Annotated in this window: 23 protein-coding genes; 7 read left to right on the forward strand and 16 right to left on the reverse strand. The window is 65.0% G+C overall.

What is annotated here, in order from left to right; all coding sequences use genetic code 11:
* Positions 1-135 precede the first annotated feature (135 nt).
* From trpC to BVH03_RS06560, 8 genes are all read right to left on the reverse strand, one after another.
* Positions 136-972, reverse strand: a complete 837-nt coding sequence (gene trpC, locus BVH03_RS06520; RefSeq protein WP_075960415.1) for an indole-3-glycerol phosphate synthase TrpC — start codon at positions 970-972, stop codon at positions 136-138.
* On the reverse strand, positions 969-2,015 hold the full coding sequence (trpD, locus tag BVH03_RS06525; RefSeq protein ID WP_075960416.1) for an anthranilate phosphoribosyltransferase: 1,047 nt from the start codon (positions 2,013-2,015) through the stop codon (positions 969-971). The genes trpC and trpD overlap by 4 nt, the downstream gene beginning before the upstream one ends.
* Complete coding sequence (locus tag BVH03_RS06530; protein WP_075960417.1) at positions 2,012-2,608, reverse strand: aminodeoxychorismate/anthranilate synthase component II; 597 nt, start codon at positions 2,606-2,608, stop codon at positions 2,012-2,014. The genes trpD and BVH03_RS06530 overlap by 4 nt, the downstream gene beginning before the upstream one ends.
* Before the next feature lie 652 nt (positions 2,609-3,260).
* Complete coding sequence (locus BVH03_RS06540) at positions 3,261-3,812, reverse strand: lysis system i-spanin subunit Rz (RefSeq protein ID WP_075960419.1); 552 nt, start codon at positions 3,810-3,812, stop codon at positions 3,261-3,263.
* A complete protein-coding gene (locus tag BVH03_RS06545; RefSeq protein ID WP_075960420.1) occupies positions 3,809-4,348 on the reverse strand; it encodes a glycoside hydrolase family protein in 540 nt (179 codons plus the stop codon). Before BVH03_RS06545 ends, BVH03_RS06540 begins: the two co-directional genes overlap by 4 nt.
* Before the next feature lie 57 nt (positions 4,349-4,405).
* Positions 4,406-5,542: a glycoside hydrolase family 5 protein gene (locus BVH03_RS06550; RefSeq protein WP_075960421.1), complete on the reverse strand. Its 1,137-nt coding sequence runs from the start codon at positions 5,540-5,542 to the stop codon at positions 4,406-4,408.
* 120 nt (positions 5,543-5,662) lie between these two features.
* Complete coding sequence (locus tag BVH03_RS06555) at positions 5,663-6,022, reverse strand: putative holin (RefSeq protein WP_075960422.1); 360 nt, start codon at positions 6,020-6,022, stop codon at positions 5,663-5,665.
* A 412-nt stretch (positions 6,023-6,434) separates the two neighbouring features.
* Complete coding sequence (locus BVH03_RS06560) at positions 6,435-6,794, reverse strand: hypothetical protein (protein ID WP_075960423.1); 360 nt, start codon at positions 6,792-6,794, stop codon at positions 6,435-6,437.
* Positions 6,795-6,959: 165 nt separating this feature from the next.
* Here BVH03_RS06560 and BVH03_RS06565 point away from each other — a divergent pair, with 165 nt between their 5' ends.
* Positions 6,960-7,616 carry an XRE family transcriptional regulator gene (locus BVH03_RS06565; RefSeq protein WP_075960424.1) on the forward strand — a complete coding sequence of 219 codons (657 nt, stop codon included), beginning with the start codon at positions 6,960-6,962 and terminating at the stop codon, positions 7,614-7,616.
* Between the two features lie 54 nt (positions 7,617-7,670).
* Positions 7,671-8,012 carry a pyocin activator PrtN family protein gene (locus BVH03_RS06570; protein ID WP_075960425.1) on the forward strand — a complete coding sequence of 114 codons (342 nt, stop codon included), beginning with the start codon at positions 7,671-7,673 and terminating at the stop codon, positions 8,010-8,012.
* Here the strand turns inward: BVH03_RS06570 and BVH03_RS06575 are convergent.
* A complete protein-coding gene (locus BVH03_RS06575; RefSeq protein ID WP_075960426.1) occupies positions 7,991-8,653 on the reverse strand; it encodes a GntR family transcriptional regulator in 663 nt (220 codons plus the stop codon). The two genes, BVH03_RS06570 and BVH03_RS06575, sit on opposite strands and share 22 nt — an antisense overlap.
* A 282-nt stretch (positions 8,654-8,935) precedes the next feature.
* Here BVH03_RS06575 and BVH03_RS06580 point away from each other — a divergent pair, with 282 nt between their 5' ends.
* The 5 genes from BVH03_RS06580 to BVH03_RS06600 are packed head-to-tail and all read left to right on the forward strand — an operon-like array spanning position 8,936 to position 15,105.
* Entirely contained in the window at positions 8,936-10,165 is a 1,230-nt protein-coding gene (locus BVH03_RS06580) for an NRAMP family divalent metal transporter (protein ID WP_075960427.1), read from the forward strand.
* Positions 10,166-10,181: 16 nt separating this feature from the next.
* Positions 10,182-10,952 (forward strand): LamB/YcsF family protein, encoded by a 771-nt coding sequence (locus BVH03_RS06585; protein WP_075960428.1) that lies wholly within the window; start codon positions 10,182-10,184, stop codon positions 10,950-10,952.
* Complete coding sequence (locus BVH03_RS06590; protein ID WP_075960429.1) at positions 10,949-11,755, forward strand: putative hydro-lyase; 807 nt, start codon at positions 10,949-10,951, stop codon at positions 11,753-11,755. The genes BVH03_RS06585 and BVH03_RS06590 overlap by 4 nt, the downstream gene beginning before the upstream one ends.
* A 9-nt stretch (positions 11,756-11,764) precedes the next feature.
* Positions 11,765-13,378 carry a 5-oxoprolinase/urea amidolyase family protein gene (locus BVH03_RS06595; protein WP_075960430.1) on the forward strand — a complete coding sequence of 538 codons (1,614 nt, stop codon included), beginning with the start codon at positions 11,765-11,767 and terminating at the stop codon, positions 13,376-13,378.
* On the forward strand, positions 13,375-15,105 hold the full coding sequence (locus BVH03_RS06600; RefSeq protein WP_075960431.1) for a biotin carboxylase N-terminal domain-containing protein: 1,731 nt from the start codon (positions 13,375-13,377) through the stop codon (positions 15,103-15,105). Before BVH03_RS06595 ends, BVH03_RS06600 begins: the two co-directional genes overlap by 4 nt.
* A 275-nt stretch (positions 15,106-15,380) precedes the next feature.
* Here the strand turns inward: BVH03_RS06600 and trpE are convergent, their stop codons facing one another.
* The 7 genes from trpE to BVH03_RS06635 form a co-directional block, all read right to left on the reverse strand.
* The gene (gene trpE, locus BVH03_RS06605) at positions 15,381-16,859 is read right to left on the reverse strand and encodes an anthranilate synthase component I (RefSeq protein WP_075960432.1); all 1,479 of its coding nucleotides are present in this window, start codon (positions 16,857-16,859) and stop codon (positions 15,381-15,383) included.
* Between the two features lie 208 nt (positions 16,860-17,067).
* Positions 17,068-17,748: a phosphoglycolate phosphatase gene (locus BVH03_RS06610; protein WP_075960433.1), complete on the reverse strand. Its 681-nt coding sequence runs from the start codon at positions 17,746-17,748 to the stop codon at positions 17,068-17,070.
* On the reverse strand, positions 17,745-18,419 hold the full coding sequence (rpe, locus tag BVH03_RS06615) for a ribulose-phosphate 3-epimerase (protein WP_027904865.1): 675 nt from the start codon (positions 18,417-18,419) through the stop codon (positions 17,745-17,747). The genes BVH03_RS06610 and rpe overlap by 4 nt, the downstream gene beginning before the upstream one ends.
* A 297-nt stretch (positions 18,420-18,716) precedes the next feature.
* Entirely contained in the window at positions 18,717-20,168 is a 1,452-nt protein-coding gene (gene gabD / locus BVH03_RS06620; RefSeq protein WP_075960434.1) for an NADP-dependent succinate-semialdehyde dehydrogenase, read from the reverse strand.
* A gap of 58 nt (positions 20,169-20,226) precedes the next feature.
* Positions 20,227-21,600 carry a hypothetical protein gene (locus tag BVH03_RS06625; protein WP_075960435.1) on the reverse strand — a complete coding sequence of 458 codons (1,374 nt, stop codon included), beginning with the start codon at positions 21,598-21,600 and terminating at the stop codon, positions 20,227-20,229.
* An 84-nt stretch (positions 21,601-21,684) separates the two neighbouring features.
* Positions 21,685-22,833: an iron-containing alcohol dehydrogenase gene (locus BVH03_RS06630; RefSeq protein WP_075960437.1), complete on the reverse strand. Its 1,149-nt coding sequence runs from the start codon at positions 22,831-22,833 to the stop codon at positions 21,685-21,687.
* A gap of 176 nt (positions 22,834-23,009) precedes the next feature.
* Positions 23,010-24,377, reverse strand: coding sequence for a sigma-54-dependent Fis family transcriptional regulator (locus BVH03_RS06635; protein ID WP_075960436.1), 1,368 nt, complete (start codon positions 24,375-24,377; stop codon positions 23,010-23,012).
* Positions 24,378-24,716: the final 339 nt, after the last annotated feature.

Consider the following 24,716-nt stretch of genomic DNA (forward strand, 5'->3'; position numbering starts at 1 on the left):
TGCTCACTTGAAAGGTTGGTCGCGACCTTTCGAATCGTACAAAAGCAAACGCCCCGAACAATGTCGGGGCGTCTGATGGGATCACTACCTGCATCAGCGACTTTTCACACGCTCTGCTCGGGCGCCGTCGCTGTTTCAGTCCACATCCGGGCTGCTGACCAGCCGCTTGCGCTCGGGAAAGAACAGGCGTTCCAGCTCCGAGCCGGGGTTCTCGGCACGCATGAAGGCTTCGCCGACCAGAAAGGCATACACCTCGCTGATTTCCATCAGCTCGACATCCGCGCGATTGAGAATGCCACTCTCGGTCACCACCAGGCGCTCACGGGGAATGCGTGGCAGCAGGTCGAGGGTGGTTTCCAGGCTGACCTCGAAGGTGTGCAGGTTGCGGTTGTTGACGCCGACTAGCGGTGTGTCCAGCACGTTGAGCGCACGCTCGAGCTCGTCACCGTCGTGTACTTCCACCAGCACGTCGAGGTCGAACGACTTGGCGGTTGCGGCCAGCTCGGCCATCTGTGCATCGGACAGCGCCGAGACGATCAGCAGCACGCAGTCGGCGCCCAGGGCCCGGGCTTCGACGATCTGGTACGGGTCGATCATGAAATCCTTGCGGATCACCGGCAGCGAACAGGCGCTGCGCGCTTCCTGCAGGTAGCGGTCGGCGCCCTGGAAGAAGTCGATGTCGGTGAGGATCGACAGGCAGGTCGCGCCACCATCCTGATAGCTCTGGGCGATGTCCGCCGGCACGAAGTTCTCGCGCAGCACGCCCTTGCTCGGCGAAGCCTTCTTGATTTCGGCGATCACCGCCGGCTGTTTGCTCTTGGCCTTTTCGATCAGCGCGTTTGCGAAGCCACGCACCGGATCGGCAGCGCGGGCCTCGCGCTCGACCTCGGCGAGGCTGGCGACGGCGCGGCGCGCTGCCACTTCTTCGGCCTTGCGGGCAAGGATCTTTTCCAGAACGGTGGGAATGCTCACCCTTCATTCTCCTGTTTGAATACCGCGGTAAAGGATACCAACTCTTCCATCTTCTCCCGGGCCAGACCGGTGTGCAGGGCGTCGTGAGCCAGACTCATGCCGTCACGCAGGTTGTCGGCGTGGTCGGCTGCATAGAGTGCCGCGCCGGCATTGAGCACGATGATGTCGGCAGCTTTCTGGCCGGCCTCGCTCTTGCGGCGCCCCAGAGCATCGCGGATCAGCTCCAGCGATTGCCCGGCGCCTTCGACGGTCAGGCCGATCAGGCTCTGGCTCTTGATGCCAAAATCCTCGGGCTGGATGCGGTACTCGCTGACCACACCATTGTTCAGCTCGGCGACGAACGTTGGCGCCGCCAGGCTGATCTCGTCGAGACCGTCCTGGGCATGCACCACCAGCACGTGCTCGCTGCCCAGGCGTTGCAGCACTTCTGCCATTGGCCGGCACAGTGCCTGGCTGAATACGCCGACCACCTGGTGTTTGGCACCAGCGGGATTGGTCATCGGGCCGAGCATGTTGAACAACGTGCGCAGACCCAGCTCGCGACGCGGGCCGATGGCATGCTTCATGGCGCCATGATGGGACGGTGCGAACATGAAGCCGACGCCGACGGTTTCGACGCAGCGTGCCACCTGCACCGGCGTCAGGCCCAGATAAATGCCGGCGGCTTCGAGCAGGTCGGCGCTGCCGCTCTTGCCCGACACTGCGCGATTACCGTGCTTGGCCACCTTGCCACCCGCCGCGGCCACAACGAACGCCGCCGCGGTGGAGACGTTGAAGATGTTCATGCCGTCGCCGCCGGTGCCGCAGGTGTCGACCAGACGCTCGGCAGCGATCTCCACCGGCGAGGCCAGTTCACGCATCACGCTGGCGGCGCCGACGATCTCGTCGATGGTCTCGCTCTTCATGCGCATGCCCATCAGGAACGCGCCGATCTGCGCGTCGGTGCACTGGCCGGTCATGATTTCGCGCATGACATTGCGCATTTCCTCGGTGCTCAGGTCGAGCTGGGCGACGATGCGGTTGAGGGCTTCCTTGATATTCATGCGCGCACGCCTCCGGTCTGCTTGAGGAAGTTGGCGAACAGTTCGTGGCCCTGCTCGGTCAGGATCGATTCAGGGTGGAACTGCACGCCCTCGACGTTCAGGGTCTTGTGACGTAGGCCCATGATCTCGTCGACGGCGCCGTCTTCGTGTTGCGTCCAGGCGGTGATCTCGAGGCAGTCCGGCAGAGTCTCGCGCTTGACCACCAGCGAGTGGTAACGGGTCACGGTTACCGGCATCGCCAGGCCGGCGAACACGCCTTTGTTCTGATGGAAAACCGGGCTGGTCTTGCCGTGCATCACCTGGCGAGCGCGCACCACGTCGCCGCCGTACGCCTGGCCGATGCTCTGGTGACCCAGGCAGACGCCGAGAATCGGCAGCTTGCCGGCGAAATGCAGGATGGCCTCGATGGACACGCCCGCTTCGGTCGGCGTGCACGGGCCGGGCGAGACGACGATGCGCTCGGCCTTGAGCGCCTCGATCTCGGCGATGGTCAGCTCGTCGTTGCGAATGACGTGCACATCGGCCCCCAGCTCGCCCAGGTACTGCACCACGTTGTAGGTAAAGGAATCGTAGTTGTCGATCATCAGCAGCATTTTAGCTTCAACCCTTTGATGTACTGCTTTTCAGCCAGTCGCCCTGGTTTCGATAACCCCCATTCGTACCCGCAATTTTGCGTGCTGGAAGAATGGCTATCAGGGTTCGAGCAAGGCAGAGAGAAATCGTCCGGCTTGGCCGGAGAAGGGATCAGGCGCGCCAACGCCAACGGGCGTGGGCTTTGATGAGGCGCATCAGAAGGGTGCTGCTGGCGTTCACAAAGGAGGTCTCGCGTTTGTCTTGCGGCACAGTAGCCCAGCAGAGCCATGGCGTGCAACTGGCATTGCGACACCCGGCATCATGGGCAAACGCCGCCATGATGAGCAAGCAGATCGATCCATCCACCGAGCACCCGGAGCACGTGATGCGCAGGCAACGCGAGTGAGCCGCAGAGCGGGCACTCTTCGGCTCGGGCTAGTCGCTGTCAACGTCGCGTGAGCACCGCACCAGGAAACTATTCATAACCCTTCAGTTCAGGTTCGTCGGTTTTGGCAACAGCGGGAGCGGTCAGTCACGTAAACGTGTAGGAGGAGCTTTAGCCCCGAGCTCTATTACGCCCTCATAAAGCTCGGGGCTAAGGCCCTACCGTCTCACCGGCCGCTTCTGCCTTGTAGTTCCCGCTTTATGCACATGAAGATCGTCAACAGCTTCTCAAGGCGTTTCACCGATGGCTCGCACGTAGGCCTGGCACATCCCTAGGGCGATGACGGCGCGGTCGCCGCGCCCGGTGATGTCGACAATTCGTCGAGCAGCTCCTCGGTCAATGTCGGCTCGTGGGGCGCCATCCACCAGGCGTCCGGCGCGGGTGGTGGTCGGCAGTTGGGGATGGTGATCGGCGCCGGCAGCGTCGGTGTCGGCGGTAAGGACCGACAGCCGTAGCTCAGCAGTGGCAAGACGATCACGAAGACGCGCAGCCTTTTGTTCAGCATCGCCAAGTCTCCTGTAATGGGTTTGCGAGGACGCCTGCAGCTGTTGCTCGAGTGCAAGGCGCTTGTTCTGGGCGCGCTGGATTTCACGAGCGGCCGCGTCGTGCAGGCGCGCCATGACCTCGGCGTGGGACTGGTCGCGCGCGGCCAGCGCCTGGCCCAGGCGCCAGCCTTGCACCACCCAGCCGAGGCTGATGGCGCCGAGCAGCAGCGCGAGAGCCAGGCCGCCGCCAACCAGCCATCGATAGCGGGTGGGAATCAGCGTGAGCAGGCTCATGCCGCCACCTGTCCGCCGCAGGCGATGAACATGGCCAGCAGGTCATCCCGGTCACGTGCCTGGCCGGCCAGCTCTTGCCAATAGATGCGCAGCAACGCAGCGAGATCGTGCTCACGCTGGCCGTAACCGGCGCCCGGCAGGCTGGCCCAGATTGGCGCGGCGGCGCTGATCGCCTCGGCCACCTGGCCGGCCTGAATGGGCGCGAGTGCGCCGCACTCTTCGAGCAGCTTCACCGCAGCCAGGTCCTGAGCCTGCGGCGTGAAGCGCCCACGAAAGTTGTAGAGTTCGACGATGGCGTCCCAGGTGCGGGCCAGGAACTGGTAGCGGCCAGCCGCCGTGGACTGGATGTCATAGCGCGGCAGTTCGACCAGCCGGCGCGGATGCGCGCTGTAGTCGGTGAACAGCTGGCCACCGACCAGCACGTTGTAGCCGTCGTCGCTGCTGGTAATGGTCGACGTGCCTTCGCTCCAGGCCAGCATGTCGAGGAAGGCGAGTACGTTTTGGCCACCCGCCTGGGTGGCAGTAAGTCGAGCCATGGGAATTCTCCGGATATCGAAAGGCGCTGACCCGCCGAAGCGGGCCAGCGAGGTGGATCAACGTGGGCCGTAGGCCGTGGTGGTATTGCCGATGCGAGCCATCAACGAGCGCGTGTTGGGTTTGAGCGTGCCATCGTTGCGGTCCATGCCATTCGGGTCGTCATCGTCATCGCCGGGGCCGGCCAGCCACTGGAAGCGCAAGAGGTGGTTGGCATCGAAGTACTTGTGCAGCTCGGTGAAGTAGGTGCGCATCCCGGGCAAATGATCGGGCCCGCCGAACTCGCCCGCGATACCGCGCTTGCCGTTGGCCTTGAGCCAGTCGATGAAGGGCGCCCAGTCCGCCACCCGATCCCGATAGTCGACCGAGTCGGTGGCCTGGGTCCATTTGCCACCGCCCTGACCGTCCTTGTCCGCATACTGGTGCGCCTCGTAGAGCAGGCGGCCTCCAGGATCCTGCAGGTTCTTGAGCGCGTCCGAACTACGCGGCCAATACAGGGCCGAGGCAAACGAATTGCCGGCCACGGTGATGAAGTGTCGCGGGTCGACCTCGCGCACGGCGGTGATCAGCCGCTGCACGTTGGTGGTCCACAGGTTTTCGACGTTGACGCCGCCATCGGGCACGCTGCCCATATTGTGCGGCTCGTTCATCAGGCCGTAGCCGAACACGCCGGGCTCGTCGCGAAACTCACGGGCGATGGCCGCCCAGATGCGCGCCAGCAGGGCGTAGTTGACCGGGCAATCGGGCGCACCGATGGCCGTCCACAAGGCGAAGCCGCCGTTCCACGCCTGCACCACGCGGCCGCTTACCGGCCCGCTGGCGCGCACGTACCAACGGCAATAGTTGTGCATGTCGAGCAGCGAGAAGCCGCCCCAGCTGTGGATATGGCGGATGGCGCGGCGGATCTCCTCCACATAGCTCTGGCGCAAGGTGAAGCCGCCGGCGCCATCGAGAATGGCGATGCGCTCGCCGGCGAACGGCAAGCGTACGGCAAAGGGCTTGCCGCCGATGCTACCCGCATAGGACTTGATGTAGTCCGGCTGGTGGCCGCGGGGGGCGACGGTGAAGTAGTGGGTGTCCAGCCGCGCGGTGGCGATGGCGTCGACATAGGGGTTGTTGCCGAGCCCCGCGGCGTTGAAGCCGATCAGCGGGAATTCGCCTGCAGCGGCCATTTGGTCAAAGGTTTTGATAGCCATGGTGTTTCCTCCAGACATGAAAAAGCCCGCACGGTGGCGGGCCAGGGTGAGTACGACGACACGGGTGTGGCGTCGTACGGGTTCAGGTAGCGGTCGGTGCACGATGCCGTGGGTGACGGGTCAAATATCCCGGTCGCCAGGTGGCTTGTCGTGCGTGTTGCCGTCACGGCGGCGAATGGCGGCCAGCATCAACGTCACCACCAACCCGGCACCGGCGAAACCGGCAGGTCCCGGATAGGCGAAGGGGTGGATGCCGTGCAGCTGGAAGTCGGTGATGGCCGGGGCACACAGGTACCCCATCACGGCCGACGTCAGGAAAAACGCCAGCCGGTTCCACATGGGCAGGTTCTGCGTAGTGGTGAAATACACCAGAGCCCCGCACAAGGCGCCGAGTGCAGCCTCGCCATTGATTGGAGCGATCAGCGCGGCGAGATGCTCGCCGAGCACGCCGAACAGCACGGCGCTGCTGAATTCAGTCATTGTTATCGTACTCCCCGAGGCCGATGGCCCCGACGACATGAGGTTATGCCGCCCCCTGAAACGACAGAGCCCCGCATATGGCGGGGCTCTGTTAAAGGAAGGTCGGGTTGTTGCTGCGCGCCGTTGAGCGCATTCGGTATCAATGAATGGATGAAGTCACCAGGCAGGCTGACTGCTTGCCCACCTCTGTGACGGTGATGACTGTATAACCCCCAATTCTCACCCTCTCAAGGGCACGCCGGGAATCAGCGCCGACATACCGAAAAAAAGCGGACACACACCCTGTTCAGGTGCCCCTGCTACAGCCGCCCATACACGATAGTGCCCGACGCGGGTTCTCGCAGGCGGTGCTTGCAGGGCGGGAAACGGGCCAAGCGGCGAGAACCGCCGCCGGCAGAAATGAAAAGCGCGCTCAGGCGGCGCGCTTCAGAAGCTGTGATTCGATGGCCCGGTGGGCCTGCCCCAATCGCCGATAGAATTGCGCCCGGCTGCACCCGCAGGCCATCCACTTTTCGCGCTGGTGCTCGCCGCCGCAGTACTGCTCGACGACCACCTGGCGCTGCTCCGGGGAGAGGTGTTTGCTGACGATCCAGTCGATCTCCGTCGTCCTGTCCACCAGCACGCGACTGCCACGGGCGGCGCGATTAAGCACGCCTTGTGATGCCATCAGCGAAGCGATCAAGCTGCTGCCCATAGTCGAGCCCCGCTCCGTTTCGCCGGCCTGCTGCGCATCGCCCCACCGCTGCAGCGCCTCGTCTATATAAGAAATCATTGCCTGCCTCCTGCCATCCCCGATGGCGGTTGATATGACCGGTCGGCAAGTCGCGCCACGCGCCTTACCGATTATCGCCACTTCAAAAATAATCACGAATCGTGGTTTATTCAAGCCAAGATTTGCGCTATAAATATTTCACACCGTGATTAATGGAAGGCTGCAATGGAAACTCTGGGGCAACGCATCAAACGCCTGCGCAAGAGCAAGGGCCTGAGTCAGCAGTCGCTGGCCGAAACCTGTGGCTGGTCATCCCAGTCGCGCATCGGCAACTACGAGAGCGACCTGCGCGAGCCTGCTCTATCCGATTTGCTGCTGCTGGCACCAGCGCTCAGCGTCAGCCTCGCCGAACTGGCCGGTACCGATGACCTGCCGGAGCTATCGTCGGGCGACACCCTGGCCGTCGGCCACGCCCGTGGCGGCGCGGTACCTGTGGTGGGGCATGCGCAACTGGGCACCCAGGGCTACTTCGAGGAGATCGACTTTCCCGTCGGGCATGGTGACGGCTACCTGCGCATTCACAGCGACGACCCCAATGCCTACGGGCTCCGGGTGAACGGCGACAGCATGCACCCGCGGATCAAGAACGGCGAATACGTGCTGATCGAGCCGAACAAGCCGTTTCATGCCGGCGACGAGGTAATGGTCCGTACGCTGGACGGCCAGGCGATGATCAAGGAATACATCTACCTGCGCGACGGCATGTACCGCTTTGACAGCGTCAACCAGAACCACCCGCCCATTCACATCCACCAGGACAACGTCACCAAGATTCACCTGGTGGGCGGCATTCTCAAATCCTCGCGCTTCACCGAAGAATGATGACGCGCCCCATCAACCCGGACAGCGAGACCTGACCCCATACCGAGCCCGACCATGAACACTCAGCCTGAGCCGCACCTGCCGCTCCAGACGCTGGAGCTTCTATTTCGCACCCACGGCGACGTGCTGGTGCCCATCGACCGCGTGCGCACGGTGTATTTCCGTCACCTGAGCGCCGACAACTTCATCCGCGCCATCGCCACGGGCCGCCTGAACCTGCCCATCACCACCCTGGACAGCAGTGCCAAGGCGCCCAAGTTCATCGAGCTGCACCACCTGGCCGCTTACATCGACAGCTGCGCCAAAGCCGCCGATGCCAGTGGCGAGAGCAGCCTGTGCGCCGAACCCCAGGGCAGTTATTCGCTGGAGCAGGCTCAGGAATCGCGCCGCGCATAGGCGGCCAGGATGGTGCGTTCGGACTGCACCAGATAGGCGTCCAGCGCCTTGGCAGCGTCGTGCGGGCGCCCGGCTTCGAGGTGCTCGAGAATCGCCGCGTTCATGTCGATATAGGGCGCATGCAGGAATTCCGCGTCATTGAGCAAGCCGAATACCAGACGCAGCTCGGCCGACAGGTGCCGGTAGAAGGTATTCAGGCGCTGGCTGTCGGCCAGCTCGACGATGGCCGCGTGGAAGGCCATGTTGGCCGTACCCACCGCCCCCCAGTCGGGCACCCCGGCACTGCGCTGCGCCGCCTTGACCGCTTCACGCATGCGCTTGACCCCAGGGTGCTTGGGATAAGCCTGGACCAGCGCCTGGCATTCGACGAAGCGCCGCGCCCGGTAGATTTCGATGATCGAGGCCATGTCCGGCACCGATACGAACACACCGCGGTTGGGTTCGTGCTTGAGCAACCCCTCCTGGGTCAGCACGCGAAAAGCTTCGCGCAGGGTATTGCGCGAGATATCCAGGCTTTCGCTGAGCGCCGCCTCGGACAGCCGCTGCCCCGGCACCAGTTCGCCCTCCACCAGCTTGCGGCGGATTTCCGCTGTCACGGTCTCGCCGAGCGTGCGCGGGTTTTCAGATACGTCGTTGTTCATCATCGATCCACCAGGCCAGGGCCGGGCTCTGCACAGAGCCGAATGCAGCGATGGTCACCGAGCGGCACGCTTCAGGCAAGTGGCCAGGCTGTCACCGCACGCACCATGGTGAAACACCGCTGGGTATCGAAGTAACAAAACAGTGCAGATAGATCATCAATTCAAATTAGATTGTTGAACAATAAAACCGTCTAGAATCAACAGTTCGAGCTTTTTTATTGCTATATGGCATGTTGATTGCCTTACACACCTGCACCCGTTACCCCGTCCCAGGAGTGTTCCATGCAGGCCCAGACCACCGGCGACTTCGCCCGCTCACGCCGATCATCGCTGATCGCGGCCATTTTCCTGATGGCCACCTCGGCCATCGGCCCTGGTTTCATTACCCAGACCGCTACCTTCACGGCCACCATGGGCGCGGCATTCGCGTTCGGCATCCTGGCGTCGATCCTGATCGACTTCGTGGTGCAGTTGAACGTCTGGCGCATCGTCACCCTGACCCGCATGCGTGCATCGGACATCGCCAACGCGGCGATTCCCGGCAGTGGTTATCTGCTGGCGGTGCTGGTGATCTTCGGCGGGCTGGTGTTCAACATCGGCAACATCGCTGGCTCCGGCCTGGGCCTGAATGCGCTGATGGGGCTGGACACCAAATGGGGCGGCGCACTCAGCGCCCTGGTGGCCATCGGCATCTTCATGTCGCATCGCGCCGGTATCGCGGTGGATCGCATCATGGTGGTTCTGGGCCTGATGATGATCGGCCTCACGCTGTTCGTGACCTTCGCCTCCAACCCACCGCTTGGCGAAGCGCTGCGCCAGACCGTATGGCCGGACGAGATCAACTTCGCGACCATCACCACCATCGTCGGCGGCACAGTCGGCGGCTACATCACTTACGCTGGCGCCCATCGCCTGCTGGACCGCGGCACGGTCGGCGTCGAGAACATCGACGAGGTTTCCAAGGCAGCGCTGAGCGGCATCATGGTCACCGGCGTGATGCGCTACATCCTGTTCCTGGCCATTCTTGGCGTGGTCGCCAGCGGTGTGGTGATCGACACCTCGGGCCAGGGCGCCAACCCTGCCGGCCAGGCGTTCCAGGCCGCGGCAGGTGAACTCGGCCTGCGCGCCTTCGGCCTGATTCTCTGGGCAGCGGGCATCACCAGCGTGATCGGCGCGGCCTACACCTCAATGTCGTTCATCACCGTGTTCAACAAATCGATTACCGAGCGCGGCCGCAACCTGGCGACCGTGGTGTTCATCGCCATATCCCTGGGCGTTTACCTGATGCTCGGCACCCCGCCGGCCGGCCTGCTGCTGTTCGCCGGCGGTTTCAACGGCCTGATCCTGCCGATCGGCCTGACCATCTTCATCTACGTGGGCTGGCGCCGCGCCGACCTCATGGAGGGCTACCACTACCCACGCTGGCTGTTGGCCCTCGGTGCCCTCACCTGCGTGCTGACCTGGTACATGGCCGCCAAATCCATCGGCCCGATCTTCGCCTTCATCGCCTGACTCTAGGAGACCCGACATGCCAACCATCGACCTCAACAGCGACCTGGGCGAAAGCTTCGGCCAATGGTCCATGGGCGACGATGCCGCGATGCTCGACATCGTCAGCAGCGCCAACGTCGCCTGTGGCTTCCACGCCGGCGACCCGGCCGGCATCCTGCGTACCCTCAAGGCCGCTGCGGCCAAAGGCGTGACCATCGGCGCCCACGTCGCCTACCCGGATCTGGTCGGTTTCGGCCGCCGCAACATGGATGTGGCCAGCTTTGATCTGACCGCCGACGTGATCTACCAGATCGGCGCCCTGCAGGCCCTGGCCACTGCCGCCGGTACATCGGTGCGCTACGTGAAGCCCCACGGCGCGCTGTACAACACCATCGCCCACGACACGCGCCAGGCCCTGGCGGTGATCGAGGCGATCCGCGCGGTCGATGCACGCCTGGTGCTGGTCGCCCTGGCCGGCTCGCCGCTGATCGAACTGGCCCGCCGCGAAGGCCTGACCTGCATCGCCGAAGCCTTCGCTGACCGCGCCTACACGCCGCAAGGCACCCTGGTGTCGCGCCGCGAGGCAGGCGCCGTACTGCACGACGCCGCGCAGGTCGCCCAACGCATGCTGCGCCTGGTACAAACCGGCGAGGTCGAAGCCATCGACGGCAGCGTCACCCACATCGAAGCCGATTCCATCTGCGTGCACGGCGACAGCCCCGGCGCCATCCAGATGGCCCGCGAGGTGCGCCAGCTGCTGGAGCAGTCCGGCGTGTCCCTGCAATCCTTCGCCGGAGCCGCCCGATGAACGCCATCCAACGCGCCCAACAGGCCGCCATCGCCGCCGCCCGCCAGGCCCGCACCGAGTACCGCAACGGCCGCGTCGCACCCACGGCCGGCATCGCACCGGGCATGACCCAGGCCAACCTGATCGCCCTGCCCCGTGACTGGGCCTATGACTTTCTGCTCTACGCCCAGCGCAACCCCAAGGCCTGCCCGGTGCTCGACGTGAGCGACGCCGGCAGCCCGCACACGCTGCTGGCCGAAGGCGCCGACCTGCGCACCGACCTGCCGCTGTACCGCATCTGGCGTGATGGCAAGCTGGCCGAGGAAGTCAGCGACGCCACCGCCGCCTGGGCGGAGCACGCCGACATGGTGACCTTCCTGATCGGCTGCAGCTTCACCTTCGAGACCGGCCTGCAGGAAGCCGGCATCGAAGTGCGGCACATTGCCGACGGCTGCAACGTGCCGATGTACCGCACCAACCGCGCCTGCCGCCCGGCAGGCCGCCTGCATGGCGAGATGGTGGTGTCGATGCGGCCGATCCCGGCGGATCGCGTCGCCGAGTCAGCCGGGATTTCCGGGCGCTATCCCTCGGTGCACGGCGCCCCGGTGCATATCGGCGAGGCGCAGCGGCTCGGCATCAAAGACCTGCAGAAGCCGGATTTCGGCGATGCGGTGCGCATCGAGCCCGGCGAAGTGCCGGTGTTCTGGGCCTGCGGCGTGACGCCTCAGGCGGCGGTCATGGCCTCCGGCGTGCCCTTCGCGATCACCCATTCGCCCGGCCATATGTTCATCACCGACGTGCCTGACAGCACGTACCACGTATAGGACAAGCCCGTGCGTTTTCTCCCAGCCAACCTCGATACGCTGCTCGTCGAACTGCAGGATCTGGATGAGACCCTGGCGCTGTTCGACGCGCTGCAGGCCGAGCCGATCACCGGGATTGAGGAAATCGTTCCGGCGGCCCGTACCCTGCTGATCCAGTACCGGCCCAGCGCCGTCGGCCGCCAGGCGTTGATCGACGATCTCGCCGGCCGCGACCTGAGCCAGCGCAGTACCCGCGAGAGCCGCCGCGTGGAAATCCCCGTGCACTACAACGGCGAGGACCTCGACGAGGTCGCCGGGCTGCTCGGCATCAGCCGTGAAGAAGTGGTGCGCCGCCACACCGGCGCCGATTACGAAGTGGCCTTCTGCGGCTTCGCCCCCGGCTTCGGCTACCTGGCCGGCGGCGCCGACTTCCAGGTGCCGCGCCGGCAGACTCCGCGCACGCGTATTCCTGCCGGCGCCGTGGCCCTGGCCGGTAATTTCAGCGGTATCTACCCCAAGGCCAGCCCCGGTGGCTGGCAGATCATCGGCGTCACGCCCTTGCAGATGTGGGATTTGGGCCGCGACGAGCCGGCCCTGCTGCGCCCCGGCTACAAGGTGCGCTTCCAGGATGCCGGCCCACTGCCGGCCGGTGGCCTGCCAGCCCATCAGCAAACGACGGCCAGCGAGCCACCTACCGGTGCGCACCTGGAAATCCTCAGCCCCGGCCTGCAAACGGTGCTACAGGACCTCGGTCGCGCCGGCCATACCGACCAGGGCGTGTCGATGTCCGGCGCGCTGGATCGCGGTGCCCTGCGTGCCGCCAACCGCGCAGTGGGCAACGACTCAGCCTGTGCCTGCCTGGAAGTGGTGCTCGGCGGCCTGAGCTTCGTTTGTCATGGCCGCACGCTCATCGCCGTCAGCGGTGCGCAGACGCCCATCACCGTCACCACCGCCAGCGGCCTGCAGTGGCAGCCCGGCAATTACCAGCCCATCGAGCTGGATGACGGCGACCGCGTCAGCCTCGGTGCGCCCCAGGCCGGGCTGCGCAGCTACCTGGCGATTCGCGGCGGCTTTCAGGTCGCGCCGGTGCTGGGCAGTTTGTCCTACGACAGCCTGGCCCAGGTCGGCCCGCCGCCGCTCAAGGCTGGAGACCGTTTGGGTTTCGCCGCGATCAGCGCCGGCAGCAGCGTATCGTCGAGTGAAGGCCCGGCTTTCCCGCTGCCCACCGCCAAGGACGTGATCACCCTGGATGTGGTCATGGGCCCGCGCAGCGACTGGTTCACCGGGGCGGCCATCGAGCGCCTGAGCAGCCAGCTGTGGCGCGTCACGCCGCAATCCAACCGGGTCGGCATTCGCCTCGAGGGCGAGGTGCCGCTGGAGCGCTGCAACCCTGACGAGCTGCCCAGCGAAGGCACCTCACTGGGCGCCATCCAGGTGCCCGCCAGCGGCCAGCCGGTACTGTTCCTCGCCGACCACCCGCTGACCGGCGGCTATCCAGTGATCGCCGCCGTGGCCAGCCATCATCTGGATCTGGCCGGGCAAATTCCCATCAACGCGCAGATCCGCTTCAACCCGATCGAGGCGTTCGTCGAGCTCGAGCCCGACGCCTCCCTTCCTACTGCCGATGCGAAGAACCAACCATGAAAAAAGTCCTGATCGCCAACCGCGGTGAAATCGCCGTGCGCATCGCCCGCGCCTGCCGCGACCACGGTGTGGCCTCCGTGGCCGTGTACGCCAATGCCGATATCGACGCCCTGCACGTACGCCACGCCGACGAGGCCTATGGGCTGGACGGCGAGCGCCCGGCCGACAGCTACCTGAATATCGACAAGCTGCTGGCTATCGCCAAGCGCGCTGGCGCCGATGCCGTGCATCCCGGCTACGGTTTTCTCTCCGAACGCGCCGACTTCGCCCGCGCCGTACAGGGCGCCGGGCTGATCTGGATCGGCCCGAACCCGGAAACCATCGACGTGCTCGGCGACAAGGTCGAAGCTCGCAAGCTCGCCCAACAGGTTGGCGCGCCCCTGGTGGCCGGCACCCCCGGCCCGGTGCAGAGCGCCGCCGAGGTGCTGGCCTTCGCCGAACAGCACGGCCTGCCGATCGCCATCAAGGCCGCGTTCGGCGGCGGCGGGCGCGGCATGAAGGTCGCCTGGCGCATGGACGAAGTCGCCGAACTGTACGCCTCGGCGGTGCGTGAAGCCGAAGCCGCCTTCGGCCGCGGCGAATGCTTCGTCGAGCAGTTCCTCGACCGCCCGCGCCACATCGAAGCCCAGGTGATCGCCGATAGCCACGGCAACGTGGTGGTGGTCGGCACCCGCGATTGCTCGCTGCAACGCCGCAACCAGAAGCTGGTGGAGGAGGCGCCAGCGCCCTTCATCACCGATGAGCAGCGCCAGCGCATTCACCAGTCCGCCCACGCCATCTGTGCGAAGGCCGGCTATGTCGGCGCCGGCACCGTGGAATACCTGCTCAGCGCCGATGGCACCCTGTCGTTCCTGGAGGTGAACACCCGCCTGCAGGTCGAGCACCCGGTGACCGAGGAAACCGCAGGCGTCGACCTGGTGATCGAGCAACTGCGCGTCGCCGACGGCCTGCCGCTGTCGTTCAGCGAAACACCGACGCCGCGGGGCCACAGCTTCGAATTCCGCATCAACGCCGAGGATGCCGGCAAGGGCTTCCTGCCCACCCCCGGCAAGATCAGCGAATTCCGCGCCCCAAGCGGCCCAGGCGTGCGCCTGGATACCGGCGTGGAAAGCGGCTCCAGCGTACCCGGCAGCTTCGACTCGATGATGGCCAAGCTGATCGTCACCGGCGCCACCCGCGAACAGGCCATTGCCCGCGCGCGCCGCGCCCTGGCCGAGTTCCAGATCGACGGCATCGCCTCGGTGCTGCCCTTCCACCGCGCTGTGATGGACCACGCCGATTTCACCGGCGGGCACTTCGCCGTGCACACCCGCTGGATCGAAACCGACTTCGCCGAGCAAATAACCCTGGCGCCGCGCACCTTACCGGTGGCCGGCGAGGCGCTGCTGCGCACCTTCATCGAGATCGACGGTAAACGCCACGAACTGGGCCTGCCCGGCGCCCTGCTGCAAGGTCTGGCGCCATTGGGCGGTAACACTCAGCCCACGCCTCAAGCCGCAGCGCCTGGTGCCGAAGAAGGCCTGGTCAGCGCACCGATCTCCGGCAACCTGCACGCCTGGTTGGTCGAGGACGGCGCCCAGGTCAAAGCCGGTGAGGTGATCGCGGTGATGGAAGCCATGAAGATGGAAACCCAGGTCACCGCCCCGGCGGACGGCACCCTGCGCCTCCGTGAACAGGCCGGGGCCTATCTGGACGCCGGGGCGGCCCTGGCCAAGCTGGAAGGCTGAGATCGGCCCCGGGTGTCGCTGCGCTCCACCCGGGCTACACCCGTGGGAACGGGCCATGCCCTTGATTTCGCGCGCATGGCGCGCTCCCACAGGATGGAGGCCACTCGCGTTTGGTGCTCAAAAGAAAGGCCAGCCGTAGGGTGGATCGGGGGGCCTAGCGCGTTAGGGCGTACTCGCGAAGCAGTACGCCGTTGCCCTTGTGCCAGGGTCAGCATGGTTTGGCGGACTGTTCGCTTAGGCCCCTGAGTCCGCCCTACGTACTGATAACGCTCGGATCAAAACGAGCCCTGCTCCGCCAAGGCCACAGCCTTGAACATGGCGCGGCGCTTGTTTAGGGTTTCTTCCCATTCCAGCGCGGGCACCGAGTCGGCGACGATGCCGGCACCGGCCTGCACATGCAGCTCGCCGTCCTTGATCACCGCGGTGCGGATGGCGATGGCGGTGTCCATGTTGCCGTTCCAGGCGTAGTAACCGACCGCACCGCCGTAGACGCCGCGCTTGACCGGCTCCAGCTCGTCGATGATTTCCATGGCGCGGATCTTCGGCGCCCCTGACAGCGTACCGGCCGGCAGGATGGCGCGCAGGGCGTCCATCGAGGTCAGGCCCTGTTTCAGCTCGCCGGTGACGTTGGAAACGATGTGCATGACGTTGGAATAGCGCTCGATGACCATTTTCTCGGTCAGCTTCACCGAGCCGATTTCCGAGACGCGGCCGGTATCGTTGCGGCCCAGGTCGATCAGCATCAGGTGCTCGGCGACTTCCTTGGCATCGGCCAGCAGGTCTTCTTCCAGCGCCAGATCCTGCTCCTCGGTGGCACCCCGCGGGCGGGTGCCGGCGATGGGACGCACGGTGACCAGGTTGTCCTCGACACGCACCAGCACTTCCGGCGACGAGCCCACCACGTGGAAATCGCCGAAGTTGAAGAAGTACATGTACGGCGTCGGGTTGATGCAGCGCAGCGCGCGGTACAGGTCGATGGGTGCGGCCTTGAAAGGGATCGACATGCGCTGGGAAATCACCACCTGCATGCAGTCGCCGGCCAGGATGTAATCCTTGATGGCATCCACCGAGCGCTCGTAATCCTCGCGGCTGAAGCTGGAACGGAACGCCGGCTCCGCACCCGCCGGCTTGTTCAGATCCACGCCCAGGCGCGGCGTGAACGGCTGACGCAGCTTGTGCAGGATATCCTGCAACTGCTGCTGGCCGCGGGCGAACGCATCGGCTTCGGCCGGGTCGGCCAGGACGATGGCGTGCATCTTGCCGGCCAGGTTATCGAACACCACCACGGCATCGGAGACGTTGAGCAGGATGTCCGGCGTGCCCAGCGCGTCAGGGTTCACCCCGGCGGCCAGCTTGGGCTCGACGTAACGCACGCTGTCGTAGGCGAAGTAACCGACGAGGCCGCCATTGAAGCGCGGCAAGCCGGCGATGCTCGGCACCCGGTAACGGGCCTTGAAATCCTCGACGAAAGCCAGCGGGTCGGCACATTGGTGACGCTCGACTTCGACGCCGTCGGTGGTAATCACGACCTCGTGACCGTGCACGCGCAGCACGGTGCGCGCCGGCAGGCCAATGATCGAGTACCGGCCCCATTTCTCACCGCCCTGCACCGATTCGAGCAGGTAGGAGTTGGGCGCGTCGGCGAGCTTCAGATAGATCGACAGCGGGGTGTCGAAGTCGGCGATGGTTTCGCAGGCGAGCGGAATGCGGTTGTAGCCTTCGGCGGCCAAACGCAGGAATTCTTCGTGGATCATGATCAGCCTCGTGGCATGAGAAATCGGTCGGGTGCAAACGGGCCGCGCGCAGCGGCAGGGAATGTCAGGCGCGCCAGCGCCAACGGGCCAGGGCCTTGATGACTTTCATCCAGAGTTTGCAGGTGACCGCCACGGGAGCATCTCGAAGAGGGGGAAACAACGAGCGGCCAAGGTAGCGCAGCCGCTCGACGCAAGCAACCCAATGCCGCTACAGCAGCTCAGCGAGGCTATCGACCACCAGCTGCGGTTCTTCCTCGGCTACCGGGCGGCCATGGTTGTAGCCGTAACTGACCGCCACACAGGGCACGCCGGCCGCACGGGCGGCCAGCACGTCGCTGCGCGAATCACCGACGAACAGCGACTGCGACTGGTTGACGCCCGCCAGGCGCATCACCTGCAGCAAGGCAGCCGGGTCGGGCTTCTGTTGCGGCAAGGTATCGCCGCCGATGATCCAGCGGAAATAACCGCCCAGGCCGACCTGTTCCAGCAGCGGCGCGACGAAAAGCTCCGGCTTGTTGGTGACCACCGCCAGTTCGACGGCGGCGGTGCTCAGGGCTTCGAGCAGTTCGTGCACGCCCGGATACAGGGTGGTCAGTTCGTGGCAGTCGGCATAGATGTCGAGAAAGCGCGCCAGCGCTTCTTCGCTTTCAGCCTCGCCCACCGTCGAATCATCCATGCCAGCGGCCAGGGCGCGGCGCACCAGCACGCGAGCGCCATTGCCGACCCATTGGCGCACGCGCTCGACACCGGCAGGCTCGCGACCCAGTTCGACCAGCATACGGTCGACAGCGGTGGCCAGGTCCGGCACCGAGTCGACCAGGGTGCCGTCCAGGTCGAACATCACCAGGCGCGGCAGCTCACCGGCGCACAATGCGCGCAGCGGTTTCATCCACGCACCTGGGCCAGTTCGGCGCGCATGGCGTCGATCACCGCCTTGTAGTCCGGCTGGTTGAAGATCGCCGAGCCGGCGACGAAGGTATCGGCGCCCGCTTCGGCGATCTCGCGAATGTTCTGCACGTTCACGCCGCCGTCGATTTCCAGGCGGATCTCGCGACCGCTGGCGTCGATCAGCGCGCGGGCTTCACGCAGCTTGTCGAGGGTGCCGGGGATGAACTTCTGCCCGCCGAAGCCGGGGTTGACGCTCATCAGCAGGATCATGTCGACCTTGTCCATCACGTACTTGAGCACGTCCAGCGGAGTGGCCGGGTTGAACACCAGGCCAGCCTTGGCGCCGCCGCTCTTGATCAGTTGCAGGGAGCGGTCGACGTGCTCGCTGGCTTCCGGGTGGAAGGTGATGTACGAGGCGCCGGCTTCGATGAAGTCGCCGATGATGCGATCCACCGGCTTGACCATCAGGTGCGCATCGATGGGCGCGGTGATGCCGTACTTGCGCAGCGCCGAGCAGACCATCGGGCCGATGGTCAGGTTGGGCACGTAATGGTTGTCCATGACATCGAAATGCACGATGTCCGCCCCGGCGGCGAGTACGTTGTCCACTTCCTCACCCAGGCGGGCGAAGTCGGCGGAAAGGATCGACGGGGCGATGGCGAAGGGTTGCATGGCGCACCTCTGAGTGCTGGGTCACGGTGGCGCGCATTGTACTCGCTGAGCGAATGGCTGCCAGCGTGGCCGATGGTCGTACCGTTCTCTCGGGTGCCAGAAGTAAAAGCTCGGCCTACTCCCTAGACAGGCGGCCAGTAGCCTGCGTTTGAGCGCAGCGATACCCAGGTCGACCCCGCGTGTCGCAGCGCTCGACCCGGGCTGCCCGTCCTACGTGGAAGGCGCCCTAGCGGCGAGTTTCAGCCATAGGCCCAGCCAGTCGCGGCTAAAGCACGTCCCATAGCCTGTACCGACGCCTTAGATACCCAGGCAGAGGTATTTGATCTCCAGGTACTCGTCCAACCCGTACTTGGAGCCTTCACGCCCCAGGCCGGACGCCTTGATGCCGCCGAACGGCGCCACTTCATTGGAGATCAGTCCGGTGTTGATGCCGACCATGCCGTACTCCAGCGCCTCGCCGACACGGAAGGCGCGGGCCAGGTCACGGGTGTAGAAATAGCCGGCGAGGCCGAACTCGGTATCGTTGGCCTGGCGCACCACTTCGGCTTCGTCGCTGAAGCGGAACAGCGGCGCCAACGGGCCGAAGGTCTCCTCGCGGGCCAAGCGCATGGCGCTGGTCACATCGGCCAGCACGGTGGGCGCGAAGAAATTGCCGCCCAGCGCCTGACCGCCCTGCAGCACCCTGGCGCCCTTCTCCAGCGCGTCGGCCATATGGCTCTGCACCTTGGCCACGGCGTTGGCGTCGATCAGCGGGCCGGTGGTCACGCCGGCCTCGGTGCCCGACCCGACCTTGAGTTTTGCCACCGCCGCCGCGAGCTTCTCGGCGAAGGCATCGTACACGCCGTCATGCACGTAGAGACGGTTGGCGCACACACAGGTCTGCCCGGCGTTGCGGTACTTGGCGACCATGGCGCCCTCGACCGCGGCGTCCAGGTCGGCATCGTCGAAGACGATGAAGGGCGCATTACCGCCCAGTTCCAGGGACAGTTTTTTCAGGGTCGGCGCGCACTGCTCCATCAACTTGATGCCGACACCGGTGGAGCCGGTGAACGACAGCTTGCGCACGATGGGGTTGGCGCACAGCTCACCGCCCACTTCGCGGGAGCGCTCGGCATCGGCCGGCAACACACTGAACAGGCCGGCCGGAATGCCGGCGCGCTCTGCCAGTACGGCCAGAGCCAGGGCGCTGAAGGGGGTCTGCGGCGCCGGCTTGAGCACCATGGCGCAGCCGGCGGCGAGGGCTGGGCCGGCCTTGCGGGTGATCATCGCCGCCGGAAAATTCCACGGGGTGACCGCCGCGGCCACGCCGATCGGCTCCTTGGTGACGATCAGCCGCTTGTCGGCCTGATGGCCCGGGATGGTGTCGCCGTAGACGCGTTTGGCTTCCTCGGCGAACCATTCGATGAACGAAGCGGCGTAGAGCACTTCGCCCCGCGCTTCGGCCAGCGGCTTGCCCTGTTCGGCGGTCATGATCTGCGCCAGGTCGTCCTGGTTGGCGAGCATCAGCTCGTACCAGGTGCGCAGGCGCGCGGCGCGCTCCTTGGCGGTCAGCGCGCGCCAGGCCGGCTGCGCCGCCTGGGCAGCTTCGATGGCACGGCGGGTTTCGCCAGCGCCCAGGTTGGGCACCAGGCCCAGGGATTGGCCATTGGCCGGATTGAAGATCTCCGTGGCACGGCCATCGGTGGCATCGCACCACTGGCCGTCGATGTAAGCCTGGTGACGCAGCAGATGGGGATCGTTGAGTTGCATGGTTGACTCCTCCGGCCAGGGCCTGAAGCCCTGGCGGTATTGATGAGAGGGAGAGCGGTCACTCTGCCGGCGGCAGGTCCTTGCTGAAGGTCTGGTCGTTCTCACCACGGAAGAAGCGGGTGCCGTAGATCAGCACGCACAGGCCCAGGCCGATGGCGAACGCCCAGGCGGCGCCCTTGATAGCCAGCACCGCACCGATCACCCCGGCGATACCCAGATCACGCTGGCTGCGCGCTTCCATGATGCCCAGGCGCACGCTGACGTAGCCCTGGATCAACAGGGTCAGCGCCAGCGCCACGCCGAGGATCGGCTGCACCAGGGTGACCACCGGCAACAGCAGCAGGCCGGTATTGGTGCCCCAGCGGAACGAGCCGACGCCGCCGTAGATGGACTTCATCGCCTTGGGGCCGCCCTTGAAGCGTTCGGTGATCACCACCTGCATGGCCGCCCACTGCGGTCCGCACATGGCCACGTCCGGGCCGAACATGCTCATGAAGGCATTGCGCCCGCCAAAGATCAGGTGCGAACGGTTGGGGTTGAAGTCGATCTTCTCGTCGGTGCGCACCTTGCCGCCTTCCTCGAGGATCGCCTTGTTGCTGATCACGTCGCCGAACACCACCAGATAGGCGGCCAACACCGTAGGCAGCGCGGTGAGGAACATCATCAACGGCGGCATGCCAAGGCCGAATACGGTGTATTCCTGCCACAGGGTGACGAAGTCCGGCTTGCTGATGCCCCACTCGATGCTCGGCCACGGCGCCTCGCCAAAGATCGGCGCGACGATCACCGCCAGCAGGATGATCGGGAAAATGCCCAGTTTGGCGAAATTCCACCAGAAACGGCTGCGCTTCTTCAGCTCCTGGAAGTGCATGGAAAACACCAGGTAGAAGGCCACGCCGATGGCGATGGAAATGGTCCACGGAAAAGCATCGAAACGACCGCCTTCCTTGAACACGGTGACCACCGCGCTGAGGCCGGCCCCCATGATGATCCCCGCCTTTAGCGCCGAGGGCACCAGCGACACCACCTTGCGCGCCATACCGGTCATACCCAGGCCGATGGAAAATACCCCCAGCATCAGCTGGAAGGCGATCAGCGCATGCACCCGCTCCGGGCCCTCCGGGAACTGGGCGCAGTAAGCCATGAGCATGGGGATGGCCGGGGTGATCCACCCTGGTACCACGGGGTCGCCGAGCAGGTGATGCACCAGGTACAGCAGGCCATTGAGCATGACCACCGCCAGCGCCACCTCGAAGGGCATGCCGAGGAACTCGGTCATCAGCGGAATCGCCGCCAGGTCCACCGCACACATGAGCAGGCCCTGCATGTAGTCGGAGATCTCGAAGCGGTAGTGGATGAAAGGCAGGCGCAGTTTGAAGGGCCCCAAGGGCGTGTAAGGCGCTTCCGGGCCTTGTTGATGCAGTTCGGACATGTGGATTACCCGTGTTATTAGTATGGACGTAAACCAGTACGCCCCGGCAGAACCGGGGCGCTTTCATCAGGTGCAGCAGGTGATTCAGTAAGCGGCGCGGTAGATCTGCTCGATGTCGCCGGCGGTCAGGCGCCGCGGGTTGTTGCGCATCAGGCGGTCGATCTTGCTGGCCTCCTCGGCCATGGCCGCAATGGCGTCCTCGGGCACATTGAAGCTGCGCATGCCCTTGGGAATGTCGACGCTGGCGCACAGCTCGGCCATGGCCTCGACGGCCAGGTCGGCGGCGGCCTTGTCGCTCAGACCATGGGTCTGCACGCCAAGGGCGGCGGCGATCTCGGCCATGCGCTCGACGCAGGCCAGCTTGTTCCAGGCCATCACGTAGGGCAGCAGCAAGGCGTTGCTGACCCCATGGGCGATGTTGAAACGCCCACCTAGCGGGTAAGCGAGCGCATGCACGGCGCCGACACCAGCGTTACCGAAGGCCATGCCGGCCATCAGGCTGGCAGTGGCCATGTCTTCGCGTGCCTTCATGTCGGTCGGATTGGCATAGGCCTTGGGCAGCGCCTTGGCGATCAGCTTGATGGCGCCGATGGCCAGGGCATCGGTGATCGGCGAGGCATTCACCGACAGGTACGATTCCACCGCATGTACCAAGGCATCGACGCCGCTGGCGGCGGTCACGCTGCGCGGGCAGGTCAGGGTCATCACCGGGCTGACCAAGGCCACGTCGGGCAGCAGGTAGTCGCTGACGATGCCCTTTTTCAGCTGCGCCTGCTTGTCCGACAGGATCGACACGTTGGTCACTTCCGAGCCGGTGCCGGCGGTGGTCGGGATGGCGATCAGCGGCGGGCCCTTGCGCTTGACCTGATCGACGCCGAACAGCGTTTCCAGCGCGCCGTCATGACCGACGTAACCAGCCACTGCCTTGGCGATGTCGATGGCGCTGCCACCGCCGACGCCGATCAGGCCGTCATGGCCGCCGTCGCGGTAGACCTTGGCGCAGGCCTCGACGATGGCGATTTCAGGCTCCGGCTCCACGCCGTCGAAAATGCCGTAGGCACGCTCGCCGAGCTGTTGAAGTACATGCTCCACAGTGCCAGATTTGATCAGGATGGCGTCGGTGACGATCAGCGGATTGGTGATCTTCAGACGGGGTAGTTCGTGCGTCAGTTGCTCGACGGCGCTTTGCCCGGTGAGCAGCTTGTTGGCGATCTTGAAGGCGGAAGTAGTCATCATCAGGCCCTTTTATGCGTTGTCTTGCGGACGGGTTCGGGCCTGTCATAGCGATTCCTGTGCCAGCTTCGCGAAACCCTCGCCGCAGAAGGGTTGCGTCGATATGTCACAGGCTAGCGACGCTGGCTTTCGATCAATAAATGGATCGAAAGACTGCCATTTGATCCATTTTCCAATCAGCCTTGCTCCCAGCGTTTCATCTTCTGCACCAGCGTCGCCTGGCTGAGCCCGAGCGCCTTGGCCGCCTCGCGGGTGGTCTTGTGCTGCACCAGAGCCTTGCGGATCATCCGCCGCTCGAGCTGTTCGACCTGCTTGCGCAGCGGCAGGCTTTCATTGCCCGCATCCGCCGTAGACACACGCATTTCCTCGGGCAGATCGAACAGCTCTACGGCCTCGCCGGTACAGGTCACCACCAGCCGCTCGACCAGGTTGATCAGCTCGCGGATGTTGCCGGGCCACGCGTAATCGGTGAGCGCATCCAGGGCTTCCAGGCCCCAGGCCAGTTCCCGCCGGTAGCGAGCGTTGAATTCGGTCAGGTAGAAATCGAGCAGCGGCTGGATCTCGTCCGGTCGCTCGCGCAGCGCAGGAATGTGGATCGGCACGACGTTGAGGCGGTAATAGAGGTCGGCACGAAAGCGTCCCTCGGCGACCATCTGGCGCAGATCATGATGAGTGGCGGTGATGATGCGCACGTCCACTTCCTTGAGCTCCAGACCACCCACCGGGATGAAGCGGCTCTCCTCGATCACCTTGAGCAGCTTGACCTGCAGGGCCAGCGGCAGGTCGCCGATCTCGTCGAGAAACACCGTACCGTGATGGGCCAGTTCGAGCAGACCGCGCTTGCCCTTGCTGCCGGCGCCGGTGAAGGCACCCGCCACGTAGCCGAACAGCTCGGCCTCGATCAGGTTCTCCGGTAGCGCGCCGCAGTTGAGTGCCAGGAACGGCTGGGCCGCGCGCGGGCTGCGCTTGTGGATGTACTGGGCGATCAGCGTCTTGCCGACGCCGGTTTCGCCCTGCAGCAGCACCTTCACGTCGCTGGCGGCCACCTGCCGGGCCTGGGCGAACAGGCGCCCGGAAGCCGGCAGGTTGGCCACCGGCGAGGCGTCGAGCAAATCGTCACGCTGGCCGGCGTGCAGCTTCGCGGTGCTGTTGCGCAACTGCTTGAGCTGCTGCAGTTCATCACGTTCGTGCTTGATGCGCAGCAGTTCGGTCATGTCGCGCACCGTGCTGACCACGTAGCGCACGTGGCCGGCCGCATCGAGAATTGGCGTACCGCTGACCAGCAGGCGCTTGCCCTGGCTGACGCTCTGCATCAGTGACAGCGCGCGCCCCTCCTTGAGTACCCGCAGGGACACCGACTGGGAGATCACGCCCTGCTCCACCAGCGCCTGCATGTGCTGGCCGACCACATCCTCGCTGCGCAGACCGGTCAACCGCTCGTAGGCGCCGTTGACCTTGAGGGTGATACCGTCGGCGTCGGTGATGTAGACGCCGTCGTGCAGCGCGTCGAGCAACTCGCGAAAACTGGGGTCGTCGAAATCCATCGGGTTTTCCAGGTACGGGCAGAAGGCCTGGCAGTGTACTCGCAGACGCAATAGTCATAACAAAGGGCGCGCAGCAAGTCGGGTCACTGCCGGCAATGACAGCCTAAAAAAGATATTTCGCATTTTCGCGCGGAGATACGCTTGATACCGGACTGGCAAGTTTATGTGCGTGTCACTTACTGGCCTGGCACTATCCATCACCGCATCTACTGACCCATTGTGTTGCGCCCCTTACGGGCGCCACACCTTTCTTGCTTGCCCAAGAAAGGTGTGCCAAAGAAGGGCACCCCGACATCCGGGTTTCGCTGCGCGAAACTTCCCTCGCTCCGGCGCCGCTCC

This window comes from Pseudomonas sp. PA15(2017) (assembly GCF_001945395.1).
GTDB lineage: Bacteria > Pseudomonadota > Gammaproteobacteria > Pseudomonadales > Pseudomonadaceae > Aquipseudomonas.